Below are 19,154 nucleotides of genomic sequence, written 5' to 3' on the forward strand. Positions count from 1 at the left end.
CGGGCCGGGGCTGGATAGGCTGGCACCATGTCGGATGAACGCCGTGTGCACCTGTCCCGCTCGGCGCCGGAGGCCTACAAGGCGCTCGAGGCGTTCTCCAAGACGGTCGGCGCCATCGCCACGGCGAACGGCATCGACGATCGCCTGAAGGAGATCGTCCAGCTGCACGCGTCGCAGCTGAACGGGTGCGCCTACTGCGTGCGGGTGCACGTCGACCGGGCACTGGTCGCGGGTCTCACCGCCGACGAGATCGCGCAGCTGGCCACGTGGCGCGAGTCCGGCGTGTTCGACGAGCGCGAGCGGGCGGCGCTCGAGCTCGCGGAGGCGTTCACGTTCATCTCCGAGGAGGGCATCCCCGACGCCGTCTACGACCACGTCGGCGGCATCCTCTCGGAGCAGGAGTATGTCGGGCTGAGCTGGATCCTCATCTCCATCAACGCCTTCAACCGCGTCACCATCGCCGGTCGGTACCCGGTGCCGCCCCGACCCGCGGCGACCTCCTGATGACCGACCAGACACTCGTCCCGGGCGCGATGAACTTCCGCGACGTCGGCGGCCTGCCCGCCGGTGAGGGCCGTACCCGCTCCGGCGTGCTCTACCGCTCCGGCAACCTGGCCGCGCTCGAGGAGCCCGGCACCGCCGCCTTCCGCGAGCTGGGGGTGCGCCGCATCATCGACCTGCGCGACGACGAGGAGGTCGAGCGCTCGCCGAGCCGCGTGGACGGCATGGACCTGCAGATGCAGCGCGTGCCGCTCTACCTCGGATCGATCTCGTCGTTCTTCCAGAAGGATGCGTCGCTGACGCAGTTCTACCGCGAGATCGTCGAGGACTCCGCCGACCAGGTGGTCGAGGTCGTCCGGAGCGTCCTCGCCGATCAGCCGGTGCTCGTGCACTGCACGGTCGGCAAGGACCGCACGGGTGTGACCGTGGCGCTGACGCTGCTCGCCGCCGGCGTCGACCAGGAGGCGGTCATCGCCGATTACGCGCGCACCGAGTCGATGCTCCCGGTCGAGCGCAACGAGATGATCGTGGCGCGACTGCGGGCGACGTTCCCCGACTCCGAGAACCTCGTGGAGCTGGCGACCCGCTCGCCCGCCCACATCATGCGCGGGCTGCTCGACGACCTGACGGCGCGCTACGGCGGACCGGTGGAGTACCTCCGCGCGAAGGGCCTCCGCGATGACGAGATCGCCGACCTGCGACGGGTGCTCATCGAGCCCTGATGGCCGTTGGCGACCGATTCGAGTGAGGTTAGGCAACCCTTCTCTGCGGCGGGTACACTGAGAACGTCATGTCCTCCGCCGAACACAACGCCAGCCTCTGCCGCACGGTGCGCCACGCGCGCGTGCAGCAGCTGATCACCGCCGACGAGAACGCACTCTCGGAGCTGCAGGCCGTCCTCGCGACGCTGCCGATCTGCTCGACCGGCCGGGTGTTCATCGAGGTCCCCGACGCGTCGTGGATCGGCGAGGTGAGCGCTCCGGCGCGGATGGTCGTGACGTGGCTCGACCGCTCGACCCGCAGCGGTGCACCCGGCACCGGCCGTGCGTGCGCGACCGGCGCGGCGCTGTCCCGCGCCGTCGCCGCATGGGCCGACGAGATGCTCTGCGCTGAGGACGACGCCACCCGCGTCACCCTGCTCGGTGGCTACCTCGGGACGGCCGACATCGTCGACCACCTCACCGGCCGCCTCGGCATGACCGCCGACGCCATCCACACGCCGGAGCGCTTCGGTCTCACGACCGCGCGCTGACGCACGTCGCCCGCGCTGACGCAACGCCGCCAGCTGTGACGCACGCCGCCCGCTGGTGCCCGCCATCCGCGCGCTGACGCACGCCCTCTGCGGTCAGGACCCGCGCGGGACGTAGTTGCCGTTCTCCAGGCCGGCCTCGATCTCGAACCGGTTGCGCAGCGGGTTCCGCCCCGAGAGCGAGTACAGCACCGGCATGAGGAAGCCGTAGCGGCGCCACTGCCGCGCGTGCACGGCTTCGTGCGCGATGATCGCGTCGGTCACGGGCTCGTCGCCGGTCAGGAAGCAGTCCCCGACGCAGACGCCGCCCCGCGGAAAAGCCCACGACGGGAGTCCGCGGAAGACCCAGAGCCCGCCCCGGCGCTCGATGCGCCCCGTGCTCCACAGCGTGCCCCATGCCCAGCCGACGGTGCGGCCGTACCAGAGGCCGACCCGGCTCACGGGGGAGTCAAGCAGAGCGTTCGGGATCATCCGCTCGATGCGCTTTCCGCGGGCGACGGCGCGATCGGCGTCGGCGCGCCACGAGCGCGGGGGCGTCGGGATCGGGCTCACGCGAGCGCCCCGACCAGGCGCAGGATCGCGCCGAGGTCCTCGACGGCTGCCTCGGGTGAGGAGGGCGAGAATTCCGTGAGGGATGCCCCGGCCAGCGGCATCCGCTCGCGCACCGCCTTGATCGCCGCGACCACCTGAGCCACCGTCGCCCCGAAGGGGACGGGGTAGGTGAGTGCGCCCATCTCGCCGGGATCGAGCACGTCGAGGTCGACGTGGATGTACACGCGGGCAGCACCCGTGGCGGAGACGGCGTCGGCAAGCGCGGCGGGGTCGGCGAGGTCGTCGACGCTGAGTACCGTCATCCCGGTCGCCGAGACGTAGAGCTCTTCGCCGAGGTCGAACTCGCGCGTGCCGGCCAGCACCACGCGGTCGGGCGTGATGACCTCGGCCGGAAGGCTCAGCACGTCGGCGCCTTCGCCGAGGATGGCGCGCAGCACCATGCCGTGGAACGCGCCGGAGTCCGACGTCTCGGGGGAGTTCAGGTCGGCGTGCGCGTCGAGCCACACCACCGCCAGGTCGGGACCGGCGACCGCGCCCACCCCCGCGAGGGTGACACCGCAGTCGCCGCCGATGACGACCACGGGCTCGTCCGCCTCGGCGACGGCCTCCTCGATCGCCGTGCGGACGCGGGTGAGCGAGCTGAGGCGCCGCACGCCCGACTCCAGGCTCTCGCCGGCCTCGGCGGGCACGTCGATGACGGTGGTCGTGGCACGGGGCAGGTCGCCCGCGATGGCGAGCGCGCCGTCGATGAGCTGCATCGCGCGGGAGGACGACGAGCCCTGCCACTGCGGCGCGACGATGAATCGGGTCATGGGCTCATCCTGCCCCACCCCGCACGAGCGCCGAGGCCGCTCCGCGCAGGGCGAACACGGCCGCCCCGTCACGCCGGCGAACGGCGACGGGCATGCCCGCAGACGGCGACCGGCACGCCCGGAAACAGCGACGGGCGCCGCCCCCCGAGGAGCGACGCCCGTCGAACGGGTCAGTGCGTCAGCTCTGGCCGCTCTCGATCGCGGCCGGAGCCTGTCCGCCCTTGAGCGCGGCGAGACGGGCCTCGACCTCGGTCAGCTCGCCGACGTCTTCGAGCTGGTTGAACTGCGCGTCCAGGCTCGACGCGGCCAGCTCCTGCTTGCCGGCGGCGAGCGCCTCCTGGCGGCGGATCTTGTCCTCGAACCGGCCCAGCTCGCTGGTCGGGTCCATGACGTCGATCGACTTGACGGCGTCGACGACCTTGTTCTGCGCCTCGGCGGTCTTGGCTCGGGCCATCAGCTCGGAGCGCTTCGACTTCAGCTGCTCCAGCTTCTGCTTCATGCCGTTGAGGCCGTCCTTCAGCTGGTCGACGACCTGCGTCTGCGTCGCGATCTGCGGAGCCGTGGCGCGCGCCTCGTTCTCCTCGCTGATCTGACGCTGCAGGGCGATCTTCGCCAGGTTGTCGAACTTGTCGGCGTCGGCGGTGTTGCCCGCGCGGCGCAGCTCGTCGGCCTTGCGACTGGCGGCGAGGGCCTTGTTGCCCCACTCGGTCGCCGCCTGGACGTCCTCGGCGTGGTCGCGCTCGAGCAGGCGCAGGTTGCCGATCGTCTCGGCGATGGCCGACTCGGCGTCGGCGATGTTGTTGGAGAAGTCGCGCACGAGCTGGTCGAGCATCTTCTGGGGGTCCTCGGCGGAGTCGAGCATGGAGTTGATGTTCGCCTTCAGGAGGGTCGAGATGCGACCGAAGATGGACTGCTTTGCCATCGGGTTTCCTTCCTATTCGTGGGAGAGGTCGAGAAGTGGATCAGGACGAGGGATGCCGCACCGGGGCGGCGACGGGAGTGCGGCTCAGAAGCGGCCACCTCCTCGGCGAGCACGGGTGCCGCCCCCGCCGAAGCTGCCGGGACGCATGCCGCCGGACGACCGGCCTCCGCCGCCCCCGCCGAACATGCCACCGAGCCCGCCCGAGCCGCCCAGGCCGCCTGATCCGCCGGAGCGCCCGCCGCCGAGCATGGAGTTGATGACGATGCCGCCCAGCACGGCGCCCAGCATGCCGCCGCCGGAGTTTCCGCCGCCCTGGCCGCCGCCCAGCATCCCGCCGAGTCCGCCCCCGCCGCCGAAGGCGCCGACGTCGTCCTGAGCGCGCTGGATGGCCTCCGCCGCCAGCTGCGCCGAGCGCTGCGCCTGCTGCAGCGCCTGCGCGGGGTCGACCGCCTGCAGCTGCTGCGCCTGCACCAGCGAGGCGCCGGCTTCGGCCAGCCGCGTGCGCGCTTCGGCGCCGACGGCACCGCGCCGTGCCGTGATGTAGTCCTCGGCGGCCGAGACCTGCGCCTGCGCCTGCAGGATGGTCTGACCGACCTGCTGACGGGCGCGCTCGGCCTGAGCTGCGGCATCCCGCACACCCTGGGTGACCGCGTCGATCTCGGTGTTCGCCGCCTGCAGCGACTCGAGCGTCTGCAGCGGGCGCTTGTCGGAGCCGTTGCTCGTCGCCCGGGCGGCGTCCACGCGCTGGCGCGTCGAGGCGATCGCCGCGGCGACGCGCCCGTCGGCGTCGGGGAGTGTCGCGGCGGTCGCCATGTCGGTCTCGAGCTCGGCGAGGAGAGACGTGATGCCCGCGTCGGCGGCCGCGAGGTCGGCGCCGAGCTTGTCGACGGCCTGCTCGAGCAGCACCGCCTGCGCGACGGCGTCCTCTGCGGCACGGATGCCCACGGCCGCCTCGCCGCCGCGTCCGGCGCCGATGTCGGTCTCGGCCTCCGTCAGTCGCGCGTCGGCGAACGCGATGCGCTCGCGCGCCTGATCGGGGTTGTCGGCGATCGTGGCCAGGGCATCCGCGGAGTAGCGCGCGGTGAGGGCGGTGAGGGATGCTTCCGAGCCGGCGATGCCGGCGGCCGCCGTCTCCCGCGCCTCCCGCACGCGCGCGAGCGCCTCCGGAGCGTTCTGCTCCAGCTTGCGCAGCTCGTCGAACGCCTCGGCCTTCTCATCCAGACCGTCGTTGGCCTCGCGGCACAGCTGGATGATCTGCTCGTTCCAGGCGCGCGTCTGCTCCTCGGCGTCGGGCACCTCGTCATCGAGCTGCTGCTTCAGCGTGAAGGCCTGGGTGAGGTTCTGCGACGCGCGGGCGAGAGCCTGCTCGAACTCGGCGGTCGCGGCATCCCCGAACTGCGCCTTGGCGAAGCCGAGCTCCTGCTCGCTCGTCTTGACGGCGTCGTCGGTGGCGACCAGCGCGGACGACGCCTCGCGGGCGAGATCCGCGGTGGAGATCTGCGGGGGACCGGCGGGCGCGGTGACCGACGGACGACGCCGCCTCCGGATGAGCCAGATGACGCCGCCGATCACCAGAGCGATGACGACCACCACGAGGATGCCGGTGATGACCCCGCCCCCGTCGGCACCGGTCGGGCTCGCACCGCCGCCGGCCGTGCCGAGCAGCTGGTCGATGGTGCCGGCGGCCGTCGTGGCCGCGCCGATCCAGTCGCCGGCGGTGAGCTGCGGCTTGACGGCGTCCTCGACCTGGCTCACCTGCGGGACGCTCAGCGGCCCGCTGCTGTCGGCGGAGAGGTAGAACTGGCGGGAGTCGACGGCGACGGCCAGCAGATACTGCTTGGGTCCGAGGCCGTTGTCGTTGGCGAGCTGGTTGGCCCACGCCTCGCTGTCGTCCGGAGACGTGAAGGTGTCGACGTAGACCACGAAGATGTCGACACCGGTGGTGCGGTAGGTCTCGGTCATCCTCGTGCTGAGGTCGATCGCCTCCTGATCCGTGAGGACGCCCGCCTCATCGGTGATGTAGGAGTCGGCCAGCGGAGGCGGGGGAGTGGCGGAGGCCGCCGTCGCCGCTCCGGTGAAGACGATCGCGAGCGCCGCGGCGAGCGACACCGCCCAGCGAGCACGCATCGACTCCTCCTCCGCGGGGACTCCACAGCCGTCCCTCCGCCCGAGTCTATTGACGGACCGCTTCCCGCGGGAAGCGAGGGCGGCGGCTTGACGGGGCGGACGACCCCCGGTAGGCGCTCACCCGGCGGGTCCGGCCTCCGCCCGGGTGCGCGGCGGCTACGCTCGCCCGGTCGGGAGGGGCGCATGGACGATCGGTACGGCTCGGATGTGCTGGCCAAGGGCTGGCGCGAGAAGGCCGCGAAGGTGCTCGCGCGCGTGCCGGCGGAGCGCGACCTCGTGGTCGAGGTGGCGGCCGACGGCTACTGCGGCGCCGTCGTGCGGGTCGGCTCGAGCCTTGTGGAGCTCGAGGACCGAAACGGCAGGCGACGCCAGTTCCCGCTGGGCGCGGGCTTCCTGATCGACGGTGCCGACGTGATCCTCGTGCCGCCCGCTCCGAAGGCTCCGGCCGCTCCGGCCCGGACGGCGTCGGGTTCGTTCGCGGCGCCCGACTCGCGGGCCCGCGTCGCCCGCGCCAGCCGCATCTGGGTCGAGGGGCGCCACGATGCCGAGCTCGTCGAGAAGGTCTGGGGCGACGACCTGCGCGCAGAGGGCGTGGTCGTCGAATACCTGCAGGGCGTCGACCTGCTCGACCAGGCGCTCGCCGACGATCCGCCGTCCGCCGAGCGGCGCTACGGCGTGCTGGTGGACCACCTGGTGCCCGGCTCGAAGGAGACGCGCCTCGTCGAGGCCACGCTGCGGGGCCCGCACGGCCGCCACCTGCGCGTCGTCGGGCATCCCTACATCGACGTCTGGCAGTGCGTGCTGCCCCGCGCCGTCGGCATCCAGCGATGGCCGGAGGTGCCGCGCGGCATCGAGTTCAAGGTCGGCGTGTGCCGCGCCCTCGGCTGGCCGGCGCGCGACCAGGCGGACATCGCCCGGGCGTGGAAGCGCATCCTCGGCAGCGTGACCTCATACCGCGACCTCGAGCCGAGTCTGCTCGGACGCGTCGAGGAGCTGATCGACTTCGTGACGGCCTGATCCCCGCGGAGCACGCGCGGCGGGCCCGCTCCATGGCGGTCGTTACCCTGGAAGGGTGTCCGACACCCCCGCCGACCCGCGACGCCACCGCGACCGCCCCGTGTCCTTCGTCCGCCGCAGCGGGCGGATGTCCGACGGGCAGGACCGCGCGTGGGAGCGCCTCGCGCCGGAGTACCTGCTGACGGTCACGCGGGATGCCCCGGCCACCAGCATCCTCCCGGGCACCGCCATCGACCCGCGCGACGTCTACGGCCGCCAGGCCGCGCTGATCGCCGAGATCGGCTCGGGGCAGGGTCACGCCATCGTCGCGGCCGCCTCGTCGCGCCCCGACGACGACTTCCTCGCCATCGAGGTCTTCCGGGCCGGGCTGGCACGCACGATGTTCGACGCCGACCGTGCCGGCGCCCGCAACCTGCGCATGGTCGAGGCGAACGCGCCGGAGGTGCTCGCGCACCTGCTGCCCGAGGCATCCCTCGACGAGCTCTGGGTGTTCTTCCCCGATCCGTGGCACAAGCACAAGCACTTCAAGCGGCGCCTGGTCACGGCGGAGTTCGGCGACCTCGCCGCGCGCGTGCTGAAGGACGGCGGGATGCTGCGCCTGGCCACCGACTGGGAGGAGTACGCCCGGTGGATGCGCGACGTGCTCGACGGCATCCCCGCCCTCGAGCGCGCCTTCGACGGCGACTGGTCCGACCGCTTCGACGGTCGCGTCGTGACCGCCTTCGAGCGCAAGGGCGCACGCGTCGGACGCGACATCCGCGACCTGGCCTATCGCCGAGCACCCCGCACATGAGCGCCCGTCAGCTGGACCGCTGATGCCGCAGCATCCGTCGTCGTCTCCTGCCGTCGCCCTGCCGGCGTGGTCGTGGGGACTCCTTCCCGCTCTGCTCGTGTGCCTCGCGGCGCCGGCCTTCTTCGTGCTGCTGCTGCCCTGGCTCGGATGGGTGCTGCTGGCGGCGGCGATGGCATCGGCGTGGATGCTGGAGCGCCGCGCGTCCGCTCCACTCGAGGTCCTGCCGGGTCGGACGCGTCCGCCGAGCCTTCTGCGCGACCTCTCGCTCATCGCCGCCGGGCTGCTCGTGGTCAGCGTGATCCCGTTGAAGGCGGAGCTCGACAACGTGGCGTTCGTGCGCTTCACCCTGGGCCTCGGCGGTGCCGTGGTGGTGCCCTATGTCATCTCGCGGTTCGTCTACCGCGACCGGGCGATCGGCTTCCCGTGGCGCGGGGGCGGCCGATGGACGACCTTCCAGTGGGCCTGGCTCGCCAGCGTGCTGGTGCTGGGCTGGCTGATCCTGCCGTTCTACTTCATCACCTCGGGGGTCTACCTCAACTGGCCGGTCGTGAACACCCCCGAGCTCATCGGCCGGCTGTTCGTCGGGGTCGGCGCCGTCGGCATCTGGGATGAGCTGTTCTTCGTCTGCACCGTCTTCGCGCTGCTGCGCCGGCACTTCCCCGTCTGGCAGGCGAACGTGCTGCAGACCATCGTGTTCGTGTCGTTCCTGTGGGAACTCGGCTACCGCGCGTGGGGCCCTCTGCTGACGATCCCCTTCGCGCTGCTGCAAGGATTCATCTTCCTGCGCACCCGATCGCTGGCCTACGTGGTGACCGTGCACCTGCTCTTCGACGCAGTTGTGTTCCTCGTGCTGGTGCACGCCCACAACCCCGGCGTGCTCGACGGCTTCTTCCTCGTCCCCTCTCCCTGATCCGACCACCCCTGATCGTCACGATTCGCCTCCGGTCGCGGGCGCTTGTACCACTCGCTCAGCCTGGTATGGGAAAATCCGATGACGCGGTCGGCGGATCTTCCCTGCTGCGCGAGGAGGATGCGTGACCGCTCAGGAACAGGAGCGCGCGGCGACGACCGTGCCGCCCCCGGGGGCGTCCGACCGGACCTCGCTCGTCGCCCGCGTCTGGAACGGCTCGATGCGTCTCCTCCGCTCGGCGCCGACGACGACGATCAACCGTGATCCGCTTCCCGCGGGTGTCATCAGCCGGGTGCTGCTGCTGTGGGGCGTCGGACGTGCGATCAACCTTCTGATCCTGTTCGGCTGGTACCAGATCTCCAAAGCGGGGAAGTGGGGCTTCGGCCCCGAAGGCGAGCTCGTCACCACCTTCCTCAACTTCCTCAGCGACTGGGACGGCGCCCGCTACGGACGCATCTCGCAGGTCGGCTATCCCACGTGGCTGCCGCTCGCGCCGAGCGGTGTCGTGCAGCCGAACGACTGGGCGTTCCTCCCCGTCTTCCCCTGGCTCGAGCGGGTCATCTCCGATGCGCTCGGCGTCCCCTGGCAGGCCGCCGGTGTCGGTATCAGCATCATCGCGAGCGCCGGCGCCACCGTCATGCTCTATCTGCTGCTGCACCGCGTCACCACGCCGAAGTCAGCCTGGTGGGGCGTCGTGCTCTTCACGCTCAGCCCGCTGTCCTTCGTCTTCGTGCTCGCCTACGCAGAGTCGCTCATCCTGATGCTGCTCTTCGCCTGCCTGCTGCTGGCGGTGAACCGGCGCTACGCCTGGATCGCCCCCGTCGGGGTGCTCGCCGCCTATGTGCGGCCGGGCGGCCTCGCGATCGCGCTGACGCTCGGCGTCGTGTTCCTCGTGCGCTGGGCGCGCCGCGCAGAAGACCCGTTCCCCGCCGCGCAGCGCTGGGGCATGATCGTCTCGGCCGGCCTCATCTCCGTCGCCGGCCTCTCGTGGTCGTACATCGCCCAGGCCGTCACCGGCACACGCGACGCCTACGTGCGCACCGAGATCGCCTGGTGGATCCCTTTCGTCGGCGACGGCCACTTCGTGCCGCTCACCCCGTGGTTCCGCTTCTGGGGCTCGTATCTCGGCATCCTGGGCGTGCTCATGGTGCTCACGATCGCCGGTGGCTTCATCGTGTGGATGCGCTCCAAGCCCATCCGCGCCCTCGGCGTCGAGGTCTGGTCGTTCGTGGCCGGCTACGGGCTGTACCTGTTCGCCGTCTTCCTGCCGCAGCAGAGCCTGTTCCGTCTGCTGATGCCGATGGCGCCGCTGCTCGCCGACTCGCGCTTGTCTTCCACGGCCACCCGACGCCGCCTCGGCGTCGTCGTCTGCATCGTCCTGCAGGTCGTCGCGGTGCTGCTGCTGTGGACCATCGGCTGGCCGTGAACCGGATGCTGCGGCCCCGCCCGCGTCCGGAGGCCCCTGCCGCCCGGTGATAGCATCGTGTGGTTGCGCCTCCGTAGCTCAGGGGATAGAGCGTTGGTTTCCGGTACCAAAGGTCGCTGGTTCGATTCCAGTCGGGGGCACCAGTCGGGACAAGGGATCGCGGGTCTTCAGACCTCGCGATCCTTTTCTTCTGACAACAAAATGACAACAGATGATTCGTGTCGGGCGCGATCGAGAGCGATCGCAACCGCGTCCACATCACCATCGAAGAGGTCTGCATAGACGTCCAGTGTCATCGCGGCAGAGGCGTGGCCGAGCATTCTCTGGATCGATTTCACGTGCGCGCCGGCTTGGACGGCGAGGCTCGCGGCGGTGTGGCGGAGGTCGTGCGGCGTGACCCGCGGCATCGTCGGATCGGCCGCGCGGGCTTCGCGGACCGCCGCGGTGAACCATCCGTTCCTCGACGCGGGGATCAGCAGGTGGGACGTGCCGTCACCGAAGACGAGCTGATCCGCGCTCTTGCCGGCGATGAGCTCGTGCAGCGGATCTAAGAGGAAGCCCGGAAACGGGACGGATCTCGACCGGTGCGACTTCGGGGTACCGACGTGCACCTGGTGCGACACCTTCACGGCGTTCTCGCGGACATCGATCCTGTGACGGGCGAGGTCGAGATGGCGGACCCGGATTGCGGTGGCTTCGCCCCAGCGGAGGCCCGTGTAGGCGAGAAACAGCACGAGGGTGGGGTGTCGCGCGTGATCGGCGAGGACTTGGACCTGCGCGTGAGTGAGATACGCGTGGCCGCGGACGTTGTTCCCCTTGGCTGGCAGCTTCACCCCGCGTGCGACGTTCTGCGCCAGGCGGCGGTCCGCCACCGCCGCATCCAGGATGCCCGCGAGGATGCTGTGGGCGCGTCGTACGGTCGTGGACCCGCCCGAGATCGTCGACACCCAGGTCTGCACCTCGGAGTGCCGGATGGACGTGATCGCCCGCGCGCCCCACGTGGGTTCGACATGCGTCAACCACGCCGAGACGAGCGGCCTGTACGACGAGGGTTAAAGGACACCTTCGGGCTGCCGCAGCCACTCCTTCGCCAAGGTCGCGACGGTCACGAGGCCACTCGCCGGGTCTACATATTGGCCGCGATCCTTCGTGATCTCGACCTCCGCCAAGCGCCGCTCCGCGTCACGCTTCGTCGAGAATCCACGCTCGGTCGTCTGCCGGTGATCCGGTCGCCGGTAGATGATCCGGTAGCGCCGCTTGCCTTCGGTGCTCGTATAGGAGTGAACGCTGCCCATGGATGCCGCCTCGGAGCGTGAGGATCAGGCGGACGCCGACAACTCGTGCGCAGGGCGGCCAATCGTGGACGTCATGCCGGCTAGGCGCCCCGCTTTCCGTGCCTTCTTGATCCAGTCAGATGCGGTCCGTTCAGGGACGGCGAGCTCGGCGGTGATCAGCTTCACCGGCGGTCGGCCGGCGAGAGCGGCAGCGCCGTAGAGGATCTCGATGACATCCCACCGCTCATCCTTCACGCCGTGCTTCACAACCGCGGCCACCAGCCACGGCGGAAGGATCCGGTTGTCATCTGCGGTGAGGTCCGAGACCGTCGCCCACTTCGCTTCCGGCTCCTCGGCCAGCCGGACAGCGATGCAATGCGGGACCGCAGCCTGCAGAACGCCCTGGGTGGAAGTGTGCCGCAGCTTTTCCTCGTCGAAGTCATCGCTCACCCCGCGATTGACGATCACGGACGGCACGTATCGTCCCTTCACCTCGCGATAATGCGCCTCGATCGTCGTCTCAATGCCCGAAGCGTCGTCGAGCGATGTCGCGATGAACCCGTTCGCGATTCGCAGCGACGACCCTAAAGGCGTCTGCGCCGCAGCTTCGGTCATTTCCTCGCCGGTCAGCGTTGTCACGTCGACTATCACCGCCTCAGTCTGTCTTACCCCGCCACCATTCCGCAGATCACGGTCCGCTCACCGTATCGCTGATACGAGTTCCACAGAAGAGGTGAGGCTTTCCGCAAAATAGCGCGGCCCGAACGCTGCTGTGTGGTCCGGCCTGTGGCCGGGCTGCGGTCGCCCTGCGGGCTCGATGTGTTGCTGTGAAGCCTTCGGCAGCGGACGGGCGGGCGGGCTTCGTGCAAGCGGTTGCGCCGCCGGCTTCCTTCCGACAAGTGCGGCACGCGGTCGCTGCGCTCCCTCACATCGCACCGAACTTCTCTCCTCCCACCGCCCTGACGGGTTGCGCTGCGCCCGTCCGCCCTCCGCGGCGACTCTGTCGCCTTCACGCCAACACACCAATGTGAAAAGGAGAAGTCTTCGACACGCAGTACCGGCATGAAAGGCCAAGCGCCCGCCCAGTACGCCAGGATCACTTTGCGGTCTCTGGAAGAGTCCTGCAGGATGCGCACGAGATCAGTAGGCGGCCGCCGCACGAGAGCGGCTAGAGGCCGCGCGTCGCGAACGAGAACGCCGGGATCAGGACGCACAGACCTTCGGCTGGCGCGACAACCAGCCGGGAGGCTCCGCGCCCACGCGTGGCTCACGCCTCTAAGCACCCTCAGGTCGCATCTGCCGCGGAACGATCACCCCACGGCCCAGAACCGGCGATCCTCGAGGGGCGGTCACGTCCGCCAGTTCAAGAGGATGAGTTCCCGGGGGGACATTCCGGGGCCGTTCCTATGGAATCGCGCACATGGCGCATCGCACTGTGTCGCATGCGGCATCGCACGGCGAATCGAATGGTGTGTCTCAGTATCTGGTGCGAAACGGCAAATGGGATCCGCCCGAATCCGGTAAAACGAAAACAGCCATGTGGTTTGATCGTCGACATGACATCGGAAACGAATCGCGCCACTCCGGCAGAGACCAGGGCTGACATCACGCGCCTGTCCGCTCGCGGCTACACGCAGCTTCGTCAGGTGCTCGTCCAGCTTCCGGACACGGAAGACCCTCGTGCATCCACGCTCGCACGCATGCTCAGCGAACGCAAGCACCGCCCGCTGTTGCTCTACATCATGCTGCTGACGTGCTGGCCCTGGCTCGAGGACCGCCGCGAACCGCTGCCGGGCGGCTTCTGGGTTCGCGCTCTCACCGCGCCCGGCGCACCGACATGGTCGCCGTCGACGCTGTCTCGCTCCTGGGGCGAGCTCGAAGAGCTTGGACTCATCACCAAGCCCGAGAAGCGCGAGGGTCGCTTGATGCGCCCCACGCCGCGTCGTGAAGACGGCGCGGTCGTCGAGGGAGGCGGCGTCCCGTACGACGCACCCGGAGGCCGGCGCGACCGCTGCAACACCTACTTCGCTCTCCCCGACGAATTCTGGACGGAAGAAATTTTCGCCAAGCTGTCGCTGCCCGCGCTCGTCATGCTCCTGCTCGTGGCGAAAGAGACTCAGAGCAAGCCCGAGGTCTGGCTCACCTACGACCGCATCGAAGACTGGTACGGGATCAAGCAGAAGTCCGCGCAGAACGGCCTCACGGATCTGCGGAAGGCGGGTCTGCTGCACCGCCGCATCGAAGAGGTGAAGACCACATTCTCCGCCACCGGCAGCACTGTCCACATGTGGTACTCGCTCAAAGGACCGTTCGGCCGTGAAGCGCGTCTCGCCCTCCAGGACCGCGCCGCGAAAGAACGAAAGAAACGACTCAAGCGCGCCGCCCGCGCGAAGAACACACCCCCGAAGGAACAGCCATGACCATCTCCCGCATGATCTACGTCGATGACTCCGGCTCCGTCGACCAGGGGCTCATCGTCTACGGCTGGCTCGAGGTCAGCCCGGAGCGATGGCGATACGCACTGCGGACCATCCTCGAACTGCGCAAGGAGCTGTACCGAGACCACAAGGTCCCGCCGGCGACCGAACTGCACGCGACCAAGTTCGTCAACGGTCGAAACCGAATCGCGACCACCGCGGGTGACGGTCCCGCGGAGTGGAAGACCCTCGGACGCGCCGTCGCTGAACAGTGCCTCCAGGTCCTCGCCGACAGCCCCGACATCAAGGTCGGCGCTGTGTGGAGGGGCACCAACGCCACAGGCCGCGCCTACTACGAGGAACGTGGCGAGGTCTACCGCGAGCTCATCAATGGGTGGAACGACGACCACCGCGCCGACGACAGCTACGTGTTCGTCAGCATGGACGGCAACGGATCAGACCCCACCTACTTCGACGCCCACCGATCCCTGCCGCTCGACACACGCCACATCATCGAGGACCCGATGATGCACGACTCCGGCCGGTCCCAATGGGTCCAGATGGCCGACCTCGTCGCGTACACGGCCTACGCGCACCTGAACCGGCACCAGGGGAACCGGTTCGGCTGGAGCTGGTATGAGGACTACCTGCGCCCGAAAGACGTCAACGGCGGCCCGAAGCGACTCTGACCGCGAAAACAGCAAGACCCGCTCATCCACGAGTGTGGGGCGGGTCCGCTCTTCGATTATGCCTGCATCTTTGCGGATACACAAGCCTGAGGGGAAGGTGCGCCTGCTCGGCCCGTGGCTCGCGCTCGGCGCATCTCATACCCGCCACCGGGCCCAGAAGTTCACCGCGCGGCAGTTACGGCGCCCGAAGCAAGGGCCTCAGCCACCTCGTCTGAAAACCGGAGTAGCGGAGAAGCTTCCCCGTTGTCCAGCAAGCCTTCACCGGTCAGTGTCAGGGGGTCCATCCCCTCAAAGGTCACGGTTGCGGTTACTTCTCCCGGCCAATTGTGGTCGAAGCGAACGACACGAAAGGTATCGGCCTCCGAAATCACAGATGAGCCGTCGATCACGCCCTCGGACGCGGCTACGCTCAGCGTTAGCGGGGCCCCTCGGCGGTGTGCTGTCACGCTCGGAGTGGGCTCATCGCCCTCGCGATCATCGAACTTGATGATGACCACCAGACCCGCGGTGAACAGCAGGATCCGCAGTGGACGTTCTTCGCTCAGCTCCACGTGAGCAAAGGTGACGACCTCCCCACGCGTCACGAGCAGAACCGCCGTCCAGAGTCGATCCGCCCACTCGCGACGATACGAGTTGCCGCGAGCGGTCGTCCACATGGCCTCCACGGCGCCCGGGCCACCCAACGCCTTCTCGATCTGCTCCACAGCAGCAATGCGTTGCGGCTTATCCATCATTTTCTCACCCTTCTATCTGACCGCCTCCAATGCTGTGGCGGGGCAGACCAGTCTAAGAAGGCGCTCCGACATCGCCTCGGGTGTTGAGCGCAAATCCGTTCCACGATCGCACGAGGTCGCCGCAGATCCTACGCAGGTCGATAGAGTCGCGGCGTGGAAGGCGCGAAAGAGTATGAGGTGGCGCTGTCGTTCGCGGGTTCGGAGCGAGCATACGCAGCCGCGGTGGCGGAGGCGCTGCGAGTCGCCGGGGTCAGAACGTTCTACGACGAGTACGAGGACGAGGCTGTCCGCCTGTGGGGTCTTGACCTAGCCGAGGAATTCCATCGGATCTACAGTGAAGCGAGTTCTGTGGTGGTCATGTTCGTATCGTCCGAGTATCGGGATCGGATGTGGACTCGTCATGAACGGCGCTCCGCAATTGAGCGTGCTCTGCGCGAGCGCCGCGAGTACATCCTGCCTGTGCAGTTCGATGCGACCCAGCTCCCGGGAATTTCTGCGAACATCGGCTACCTGGCCTCTTCCGCTGTGACGCCGGAGCAACTTGCAGAGCGAATCCAACAGAAGATAGTCGCGATCGGTGGTCGCATCCCTGCCCGTTCCGGAGCCACCAGCGGCTGGTTAGCGGACGGCGCTAACCGGGTTCCTGGAACAACTACCGTGCAGGTATTAGATGCGCGCGAATCGCCGATCGTTGGCGCGCAGGTAGCTCTGGTCAGAGCGAACGAAACCGCTTCCTTCGCGTCTACTGACACCGGGGGCACTGCGAGCATCATGCTCCCAGGCCGGGAGATGGTCACGGCGTGGATCGCCCATCCCGATTTCCGTGCTGGAGTGGTGGACAGCCATGATTCCGCGTCGGACCTGACCGTTCGCCTAATTCAGAAGCCGGGCTACTCCAGTCACATCTTCGAAACGTCGACCGGCTATTTGCCTGACTTTGAGGGTCGCTTGAATCCCATCTCCGATGGGGCGCGGAGATATTTCTATGGTGACAACATCGCCGCAAACGGCACAGCCGCAAACCCTGCCCTTGTCGAACTCGATGTCCCTCTCGCAGTCGAGGACCGGCAGGGACGTAGACGGCTGCTCACCTTCCGTGGATTGACTGGTCACCAGAGCCTGCTAGAAGTCGCTACTCACTCAGCGTGACGGCACTACTGCCCAGGTGACGCCACCGGTGACGTGTCGAGCGGTTCGGATAGCGCCGCAATCGTCCGGACCAGACGTCGGCACCGCAGGCGGCATCAGAGGTAGCCGGGGTCGCCGGCGAACCGCAGCATAGGCGTGTGGTCGAGGGTCGTCGTCGAACTGTGCGCAGTTCAACGCCGCGAGAAGCGACACGTATCTGGTATGGCACCGCACACACGGGTAAGTGTTGCCGGGTGTAACCGACCGGCGCGGCTCCGAAGGCCACCTCGGCCCTAGGGGTCGTTCTCAGGGAGGGGCTCATGCAATCGGAGTGACTTCTCTTTCACGTCAAACAAACCCCGCCGCGCCCTGGCCATCGTGTATGCCTCAGCGCGGAGCTCGTTGGCGAGAGCCGAGGTGAGACGGCCTCGAGGCATCCGCACCCACCCGTCCGGAAGACGATACACATGAGTCACGCGCCGCTCGTGTGCCACCACACCCCCCGTCTGGTCGTGAGAAGGCAAGGCTGACACGGCGTCAAGAGCATGTCTGTCCGCCAAACGGCTGTCATCAGCAACTCATGGCCTCAGTTGTCTCGCCCATCGGACGCCAACGAGCCGAACCTGCCTCGTGCTAGGAACACGAAAGGTGGGTTGCAGCGAAGCGCGAGCCGCTTTGAGCGGAGCTGCCCGCCAAATGGCGAGAATGTCGCGCATTCGAGGAGCGGATCGAGAACCAGATGACGCCGGCTAACGCTCAACAAGACTCATGCTGCAATGCACGCAGGCACCAATGTGTAACTGCGTAGCGGTTCCGCATGAAGCGGCGTAGCTTGGTCGCATGCGGGGAGGCTTAGAGCGGTGGAAGCGGGGTACGGAGTCGCGCGGCCTTCGGCACGCTCTCGCGTATGCGCTCGACGGTGTCTGCGACGCGCACGTTCAGGAGTCCTCAGGTGGCGTGGCGCTGGAGGGATACAGCGGGGTCTCGGATATGGGGTGACGCGGTTCATTGTCGAGGACGGCGAGGTCTCGGCGGACGCGCTCTCGGCGGGGGCGTTGCGAGTATGGCTGGCCGGTCACGACCCGATCTCGGGGCAGGAGCGGGGGAGACCGCACCTGCGCGCGGAGTCGGATCTGCTGTTGGACGCGACGCTGAATCACCCGAGGTCGTACAGCATCGCCGCCCTGCTGCACCCCGAACTCTCAGTGGAGTTCGAGGCTCTGCAGGACCGCATCCGCGACCGCACCGTCGTCCTGTGGCAGCAGGAGCTGAACGCCCGCCGCCGACACGGCGGCCTCATCCGCGAGGACATCTCCCGGCTCGAAGTCGTGGAGCTGCAGCACCGCCGCTCCCGCGCCCTGGACCCCCACATTCACCGGCACCTGTGGCTGAACGTCAAAGTCCGCGGCCGGGATGGGCAGTGGACGAATGTCGATTCGCGGGTGGCGATGAAGTTCCACACCGTCATCAACGCCGAGGGCGAGTTAGCCGCCCGCACCGACCCGCAATGGTTGACAGCCCTCGCGCGGCACGGGTACACGATCGACGCCGACGGGGAGATTACGGAGTTGGCTGCGCTGGTGGCGCCGCTGTCGCGCCGGTCGGCGCAGATCGAAGCGAACCGTGCCCGTCTGATCGCGGAATGGCAGGCAGCACACGGGGGCGCGACGCCGAGCCTGGCGGTGTTGCAACAGATCGACCGGCGCGCGTGGGCGGTCGCCCGACCGGACAAGCCCGCCGTCTTGGACGAAGAGTCCTGGGAGCGTGCCGTTCGCGAAGAACTCCAGGGCCTCGATCCCTCGATCGGTCACCCCCGCTCACTTTCGCCGCTCGCCGCGATTCCGCTTGGCCACCTGGACGTGAACCTGTTGGCGGCGATGGCGGTGGTGGATGCGAATGACCGGTCGCGGAGCTCAGGCGGACGCTTCAGCCTGTACGACCTCCATGCCGGCGCCCTTCGGGCCCTCTCCCGCACCGGCGTCATCGTTGACCGCGCAGAGCTGAACGATGTACAGCACTGCATCATCGCGACAGCGATGTCTTCAGTAGTGCGGTTAACGAGCGAGCAGAACGTGCCCGGGCATGTAAAGCAATACATGGCCACAAACACGCTCCGCTCGAAGGTGCGGCTGGCTCGCGATTTCGACCTGATCGCCACCCCCGGCCCCTCCGTCCCACGCGCCGATCTCCGAACCGCGGCAACACGGGTACTCGACGCCGACCGCCTTGACGCCTCTCAGCTCGACGCGGCCTCGGCCATCGCCGGGCATGCCGGGCTTGTCACGGTCACAGGCCCGGCCGGTGCAGGCAAAACCACGATGCTCCGCCTCGCCCACCACGCCCTCCGGGCCCGGCGGCGGCGCATGCTGGTTGTCGCTCCCACCCGGACGGCCGCGTCCATCGCCGCCGAAGAGATCGGCGCGACGGCCACGAGCCTGCACGCCCTTCTCTACGACCACGGGTTCCGATGGACTAAGAACGCCGCCGGTGCTCAGGTGTGGACCCGCCTCGCACCCGGCGACACCGACCCGACCACCGGCGCCAGCTACTCCGGTGCTACGAAGTATCCCCTGCACAAGGGGGGACCGAATCGTTGTGGATGA

19 protein-coding genes and 1 tRNA gene are annotated in these 19,154 nt (G+C 68.6%); 12 read left to right on the forward strand and 8 right to left on the reverse strand.

Translation table 11 applies throughout. The features are described from left to right. Positions 1 to 27: 27 nt before the first annotated feature. From CVS47_RS04185 to CVS47_RS04195, 3 genes are all read left to right on the forward strand, one after another. Positions 28 to 504 carry a carboxymuconolactone decarboxylase family protein gene (locus CVS47_RS04185; RefSeq protein ID WP_127094967.1) on the forward strand — a complete coding sequence of 159 codons (477 nt, stop codon included), beginning with the start codon at positions 28 to 30 and terminating at the stop codon, positions 502 to 504. Further along, positions 504 to 1,223 carry a tyrosine-protein phosphatase gene (locus CVS47_RS04190; RefSeq protein WP_127094968.1) on the forward strand — a complete coding sequence of 240 codons (720 nt, stop codon included), beginning with the start codon at positions 504 to 506 and terminating at the stop codon, positions 1,221 to 1,223. Before CVS47_RS04185 ends, CVS47_RS04190 begins: the two co-directional genes overlap by 1 nt. A gap of 68 nt (positions 1,224 to 1,291) precedes the next feature. Further along, positions 1,292 to 1,753, forward strand: coding sequence for an SIP domain-containing protein (locus CVS47_RS04195; protein ID WP_127094969.1), 462 nt, complete (start codon positions 1,292 to 1,294; stop codon positions 1,751 to 1,753). Between the two features lie 93 nt (positions 1,754 to 1,846). Here CVS47_RS04195 and CVS47_RS04200 read toward each other — a convergent pair whose 3' ends face one another. The 4 genes from CVS47_RS04200 to CVS47_RS04215 form a co-directional block, all read right to left on the reverse strand. Further along, complete coding sequence (locus tag CVS47_RS04200; protein WP_127094970.1) at positions 1,847 to 2,302, reverse strand: Fe-S oxidoreductase; 456 nt, start codon at positions 2,300 to 2,302, stop codon at positions 1,847 to 1,849. Beyond that, a complete protein-coding gene (locus CVS47_RS04205; RefSeq protein ID WP_127094971.1) occupies positions 2,299 to 3,114 on the reverse strand; it encodes an arginase family protein in 816 nt (271 codons plus the stop codon). Before CVS47_RS04205 ends, CVS47_RS04200 begins: the two co-directional genes overlap by 4 nt. Positions 3,115 to 3,292: 178 nt before the next feature. Continuing rightward, the gene (locus CVS47_RS04210) at positions 3,293 to 4,036 is read right to left on the reverse strand and encodes a PspA/IM30 family protein (protein WP_127094972.1); all 744 of its coding nucleotides are present in this window, start codon (positions 4,034 to 4,036) and stop codon (positions 3,293 to 3,295) included. Positions 4,037 to 4,120: 84 nt separating this feature from the next. Beyond that, a complete protein-coding gene (locus CVS47_RS04215; protein ID WP_127094973.1) occupies positions 4,121 to 6,163 on the reverse strand; it encodes a TPM domain-containing protein in 2,043 nt (680 codons plus the stop codon). Positions 6,164 to 6,346: 183 nt separating this feature from the next. Here CVS47_RS04215 and CVS47_RS04220 point away from each other — a divergent pair, with 183 nt between their 5' ends. The 5 genes from CVS47_RS04220 (at position 6,347) to CVS47_RS04240 (ending at position 10,452) form a co-directional block, all read left to right on the forward strand. Further along, positions 6,347 to 7,180, forward strand: coding sequence for a DUF3097 domain-containing protein (locus tag CVS47_RS04220; protein ID WP_127094974.1), 834 nt, complete (start codon positions 6,347 to 6,349; stop codon positions 7,178 to 7,180). 127 nt (positions 7,181 to 7,307) lie between these two features. After that, positions 7,308 to 7,973: a tRNA (guanosine(46)-N7)-methyltransferase TrmB gene (gene trmB, locus CVS47_RS04225; RefSeq protein WP_241240385.1), complete on the forward strand. Its 666-nt coding sequence runs from the start codon at positions 7,308 to 7,310 to the stop codon at positions 7,971 to 7,973. Positions 7,974 to 7,995: 22 nt separating this feature from the next. Continuing rightward, positions 7,996 to 8,883, forward strand: a complete 888-nt coding sequence (locus tag CVS47_RS04230; RefSeq protein ID WP_127094976.1) for a CPBP family intramembrane glutamic endopeptidase — start codon at positions 7,996 to 7,998, stop codon at positions 8,881 to 8,883. Between the two features lie 124 nt (positions 8,884 to 9,007). Then, positions 9,008 to 10,309 carry a hypothetical protein gene (locus CVS47_RS04235; RefSeq protein ID WP_127094977.1) on the forward strand — a complete coding sequence of 434 codons (1,302 nt, stop codon included), beginning with the start codon at positions 9,008 to 9,010 and terminating at the stop codon, positions 10,307 to 10,309. A gap of 67 nt (positions 10,310 to 10,376) precedes the next feature. Further along, a tRNA-Arg gene (locus CVS47_RS04240) sits at positions 10,377 to 10,452 on the forward strand. A gap of 24 nt (positions 10,453 to 10,476) precedes the next feature. Here CVS47_RS04240 and CVS47_RS04245 read toward each other — a convergent pair. Genes CVS47_RS04245 through CVS47_RS04250 form a run of 3 tightly spaced genes read right to left on the reverse strand, consistent with a single transcriptional unit; the run spans position 10,477 to position 12,222 of the window. Further along, positions 10,477 to 11,328, reverse strand: a complete 852-nt coding sequence (locus CVS47_RS04245; RefSeq protein WP_241240269.1) for a tyrosine-type recombinase/integrase — start codon at positions 11,326 to 11,328, stop codon at positions 10,477 to 10,479. 33 nt (positions 11,329 to 11,361) lie between these two features. Next, complete coding sequence (locus tag CVS47_RS16890) at positions 11,362 to 11,604, reverse strand: Arm DNA-binding domain-containing protein (protein WP_241240270.1); 243 nt, start codon at positions 11,602 to 11,604, stop codon at positions 11,362 to 11,364. 24 nt (positions 11,605 to 11,628) lie between these two features. Next, positions 11,629 to 12,222 carry a hypothetical protein gene (locus tag CVS47_RS04250; RefSeq protein ID WP_241240271.1) on the reverse strand — a complete coding sequence of 198 codons (594 nt, stop codon included), beginning with the start codon at positions 12,220 to 12,222 and terminating at the stop codon, positions 11,629 to 11,631. A gap of 905 nt (positions 12,223 to 13,127) precedes the next feature. On the opposite strand from CVS47_RS04250, the gene CVS47_RS04255 reads away from it, so the two are divergent. Both CVS47_RS04255 and CVS47_RS04260 read left to right on the forward strand, forming a co-directional pair. Then, positions 13,128 to 14,003 (forward strand): ArsR family transcriptional regulator, encoded by an 876-nt coding sequence (locus CVS47_RS04255; RefSeq protein ID WP_127094978.1) that lies wholly within the window; start codon positions 13,128 to 13,130, stop codon positions 14,001 to 14,003. Beyond that, positions 14,000 to 14,689: a DUF3800 domain-containing protein gene (locus tag CVS47_RS04260; RefSeq protein ID WP_127094979.1), complete on the forward strand. Its 690-nt coding sequence runs from the start codon at positions 14,000 to 14,002 to the stop codon at positions 14,687 to 14,689. The genes CVS47_RS04255 and CVS47_RS04260 overlap by 4 nt, the downstream gene beginning before the upstream one ends. A 161-nt stretch (positions 14,690 to 14,850) precedes the next feature. Here CVS47_RS04260 and CVS47_RS04265 read toward each other — a convergent pair whose 3' ends face one another. After that, positions 14,851 to 15,423: a hypothetical protein gene (locus CVS47_RS04265; protein ID WP_127094980.1), complete on the reverse strand. Its 573-nt coding sequence runs from the start codon at positions 15,421 to 15,423 to the stop codon at positions 14,851 to 14,853. A gap of 153 nt (positions 15,424 to 15,576) precedes the next feature. Between CVS47_RS04265 and CVS47_RS04270 the strand changes: the two genes are divergently transcribed. Both CVS47_RS04270 and CVS47_RS17000 read left to right on the forward strand, forming a co-directional pair. Then, complete coding sequence (locus tag CVS47_RS04270; protein ID WP_127094981.1) at positions 15,577 to 16,572, forward strand: TIR domain-containing protein; 996 nt, start codon at positions 15,577 to 15,579, stop codon at positions 16,570 to 16,572. A 974-nt stretch (positions 16,573 to 17,546) separates the two neighbouring features. Continuing rightward, positions 17,547 to 19,154, forward strand: coding sequence for a relaxase domain-containing protein (locus CVS47_RS17000; protein WP_277600965.1), 1,608 nt, complete (start codon positions 17,547 to 17,549; stop codon positions 19,152 to 19,154).

The organism is Microbacterium lemovicicum (genome assembly GCF_003991875.1).
Lineage (GTDB): Bacteria > Actinomycetota > Actinomycetes > Actinomycetales > Microbacteriaceae > Microbacterium > Microbacterium lemovicicum.

What these genes read in the sequence shown, in the direction of transcription:
- CVS47_RS04185 (WP_127094967.1), top strand. Translation starts at nt 28, where the DNA reads ATGTCGGATGAACGCCGTGTGCACCTGTCCCGCTCGGCGCCGGAGGCC.
- CVS47_RS04190 (WP_127094968.1), top strand. Translation starts at nt 504, where the DNA reads ATGACCGACCAGACACTCGTCCCGGGCGCGATGAACTTCCGCGACGTC.
- CVS47_RS04195 (WP_127094969.1), top strand. Translation starts at nt 1,292, where the DNA reads ATGTCCTCCGCCGAACACAACGCCAGCCTCTGCCGCACGGTGCGCCAC.
- CVS47_RS04205 (WP_127094971.1), bottom strand. Translation starts at nt 3,114, where the DNA reads ATGACCCGATTCATCGTCGCGCCGCAGTGGCAGGGCTCGTCGTCCTCC.
- CVS47_RS04210 (WP_127094972.1), bottom strand. Translation starts at nt 4,036, where the DNA reads ATGGCAAAGCAGTCCATCTTCGGTCGCATCTCGACCCTCCTGAAGGCG.
- CVS47_RS04215 (WP_127094973.1), bottom strand. Translation starts at nt 6,163, where the DNA reads ATGCGTGCTCGCTGGGCGGTGTCGCTCGCCGCGGCGCTCGCGATCGTC.
- CVS47_RS04220 (WP_127094974.1), top strand. Translation starts at nt 6,347, where the DNA reads ATGGACGATCGGTACGGCTCGGATGTGCTGGCCAAGGGCTGGCGCGAG.
- trmB (WP_241240385.1), top strand. Translation starts at nt 7,308, where the DNA reads ATGTCCGACGGGCAGGACCGCGCGTGGGAGCGCCTCGCGCCGGAGTAC.
- CVS47_RS04230 (WP_127094976.1), top strand. Translation starts at nt 7,996, where the DNA reads ATGCCGCAGCATCCGTCGTCGTCTCCTGCCGTCGCCCTGCCGGCGTGG.
- CVS47_RS16890 (WP_241240270.1), bottom strand. Translation starts at nt 11,604, where the DNA reads ATGGGCAGCGTTCACTCCTATACGAGCACCGAAGGCAAGCGGCGCTAC.
- CVS47_RS04260 (WP_127094979.1), top strand. Translation starts at nt 14,000, where the DNA reads ATGACCATCTCCCGCATGATCTACGTCGATGACTCCGGCTCCGTCGAC.
- CVS47_RS04265 (WP_127094980.1), bottom strand. Translation starts at nt 15,423, where the DNA reads ATGATGGATAAGCCGCAACGCATTGCTGCTGTGGAGCAGATCGAGAAG.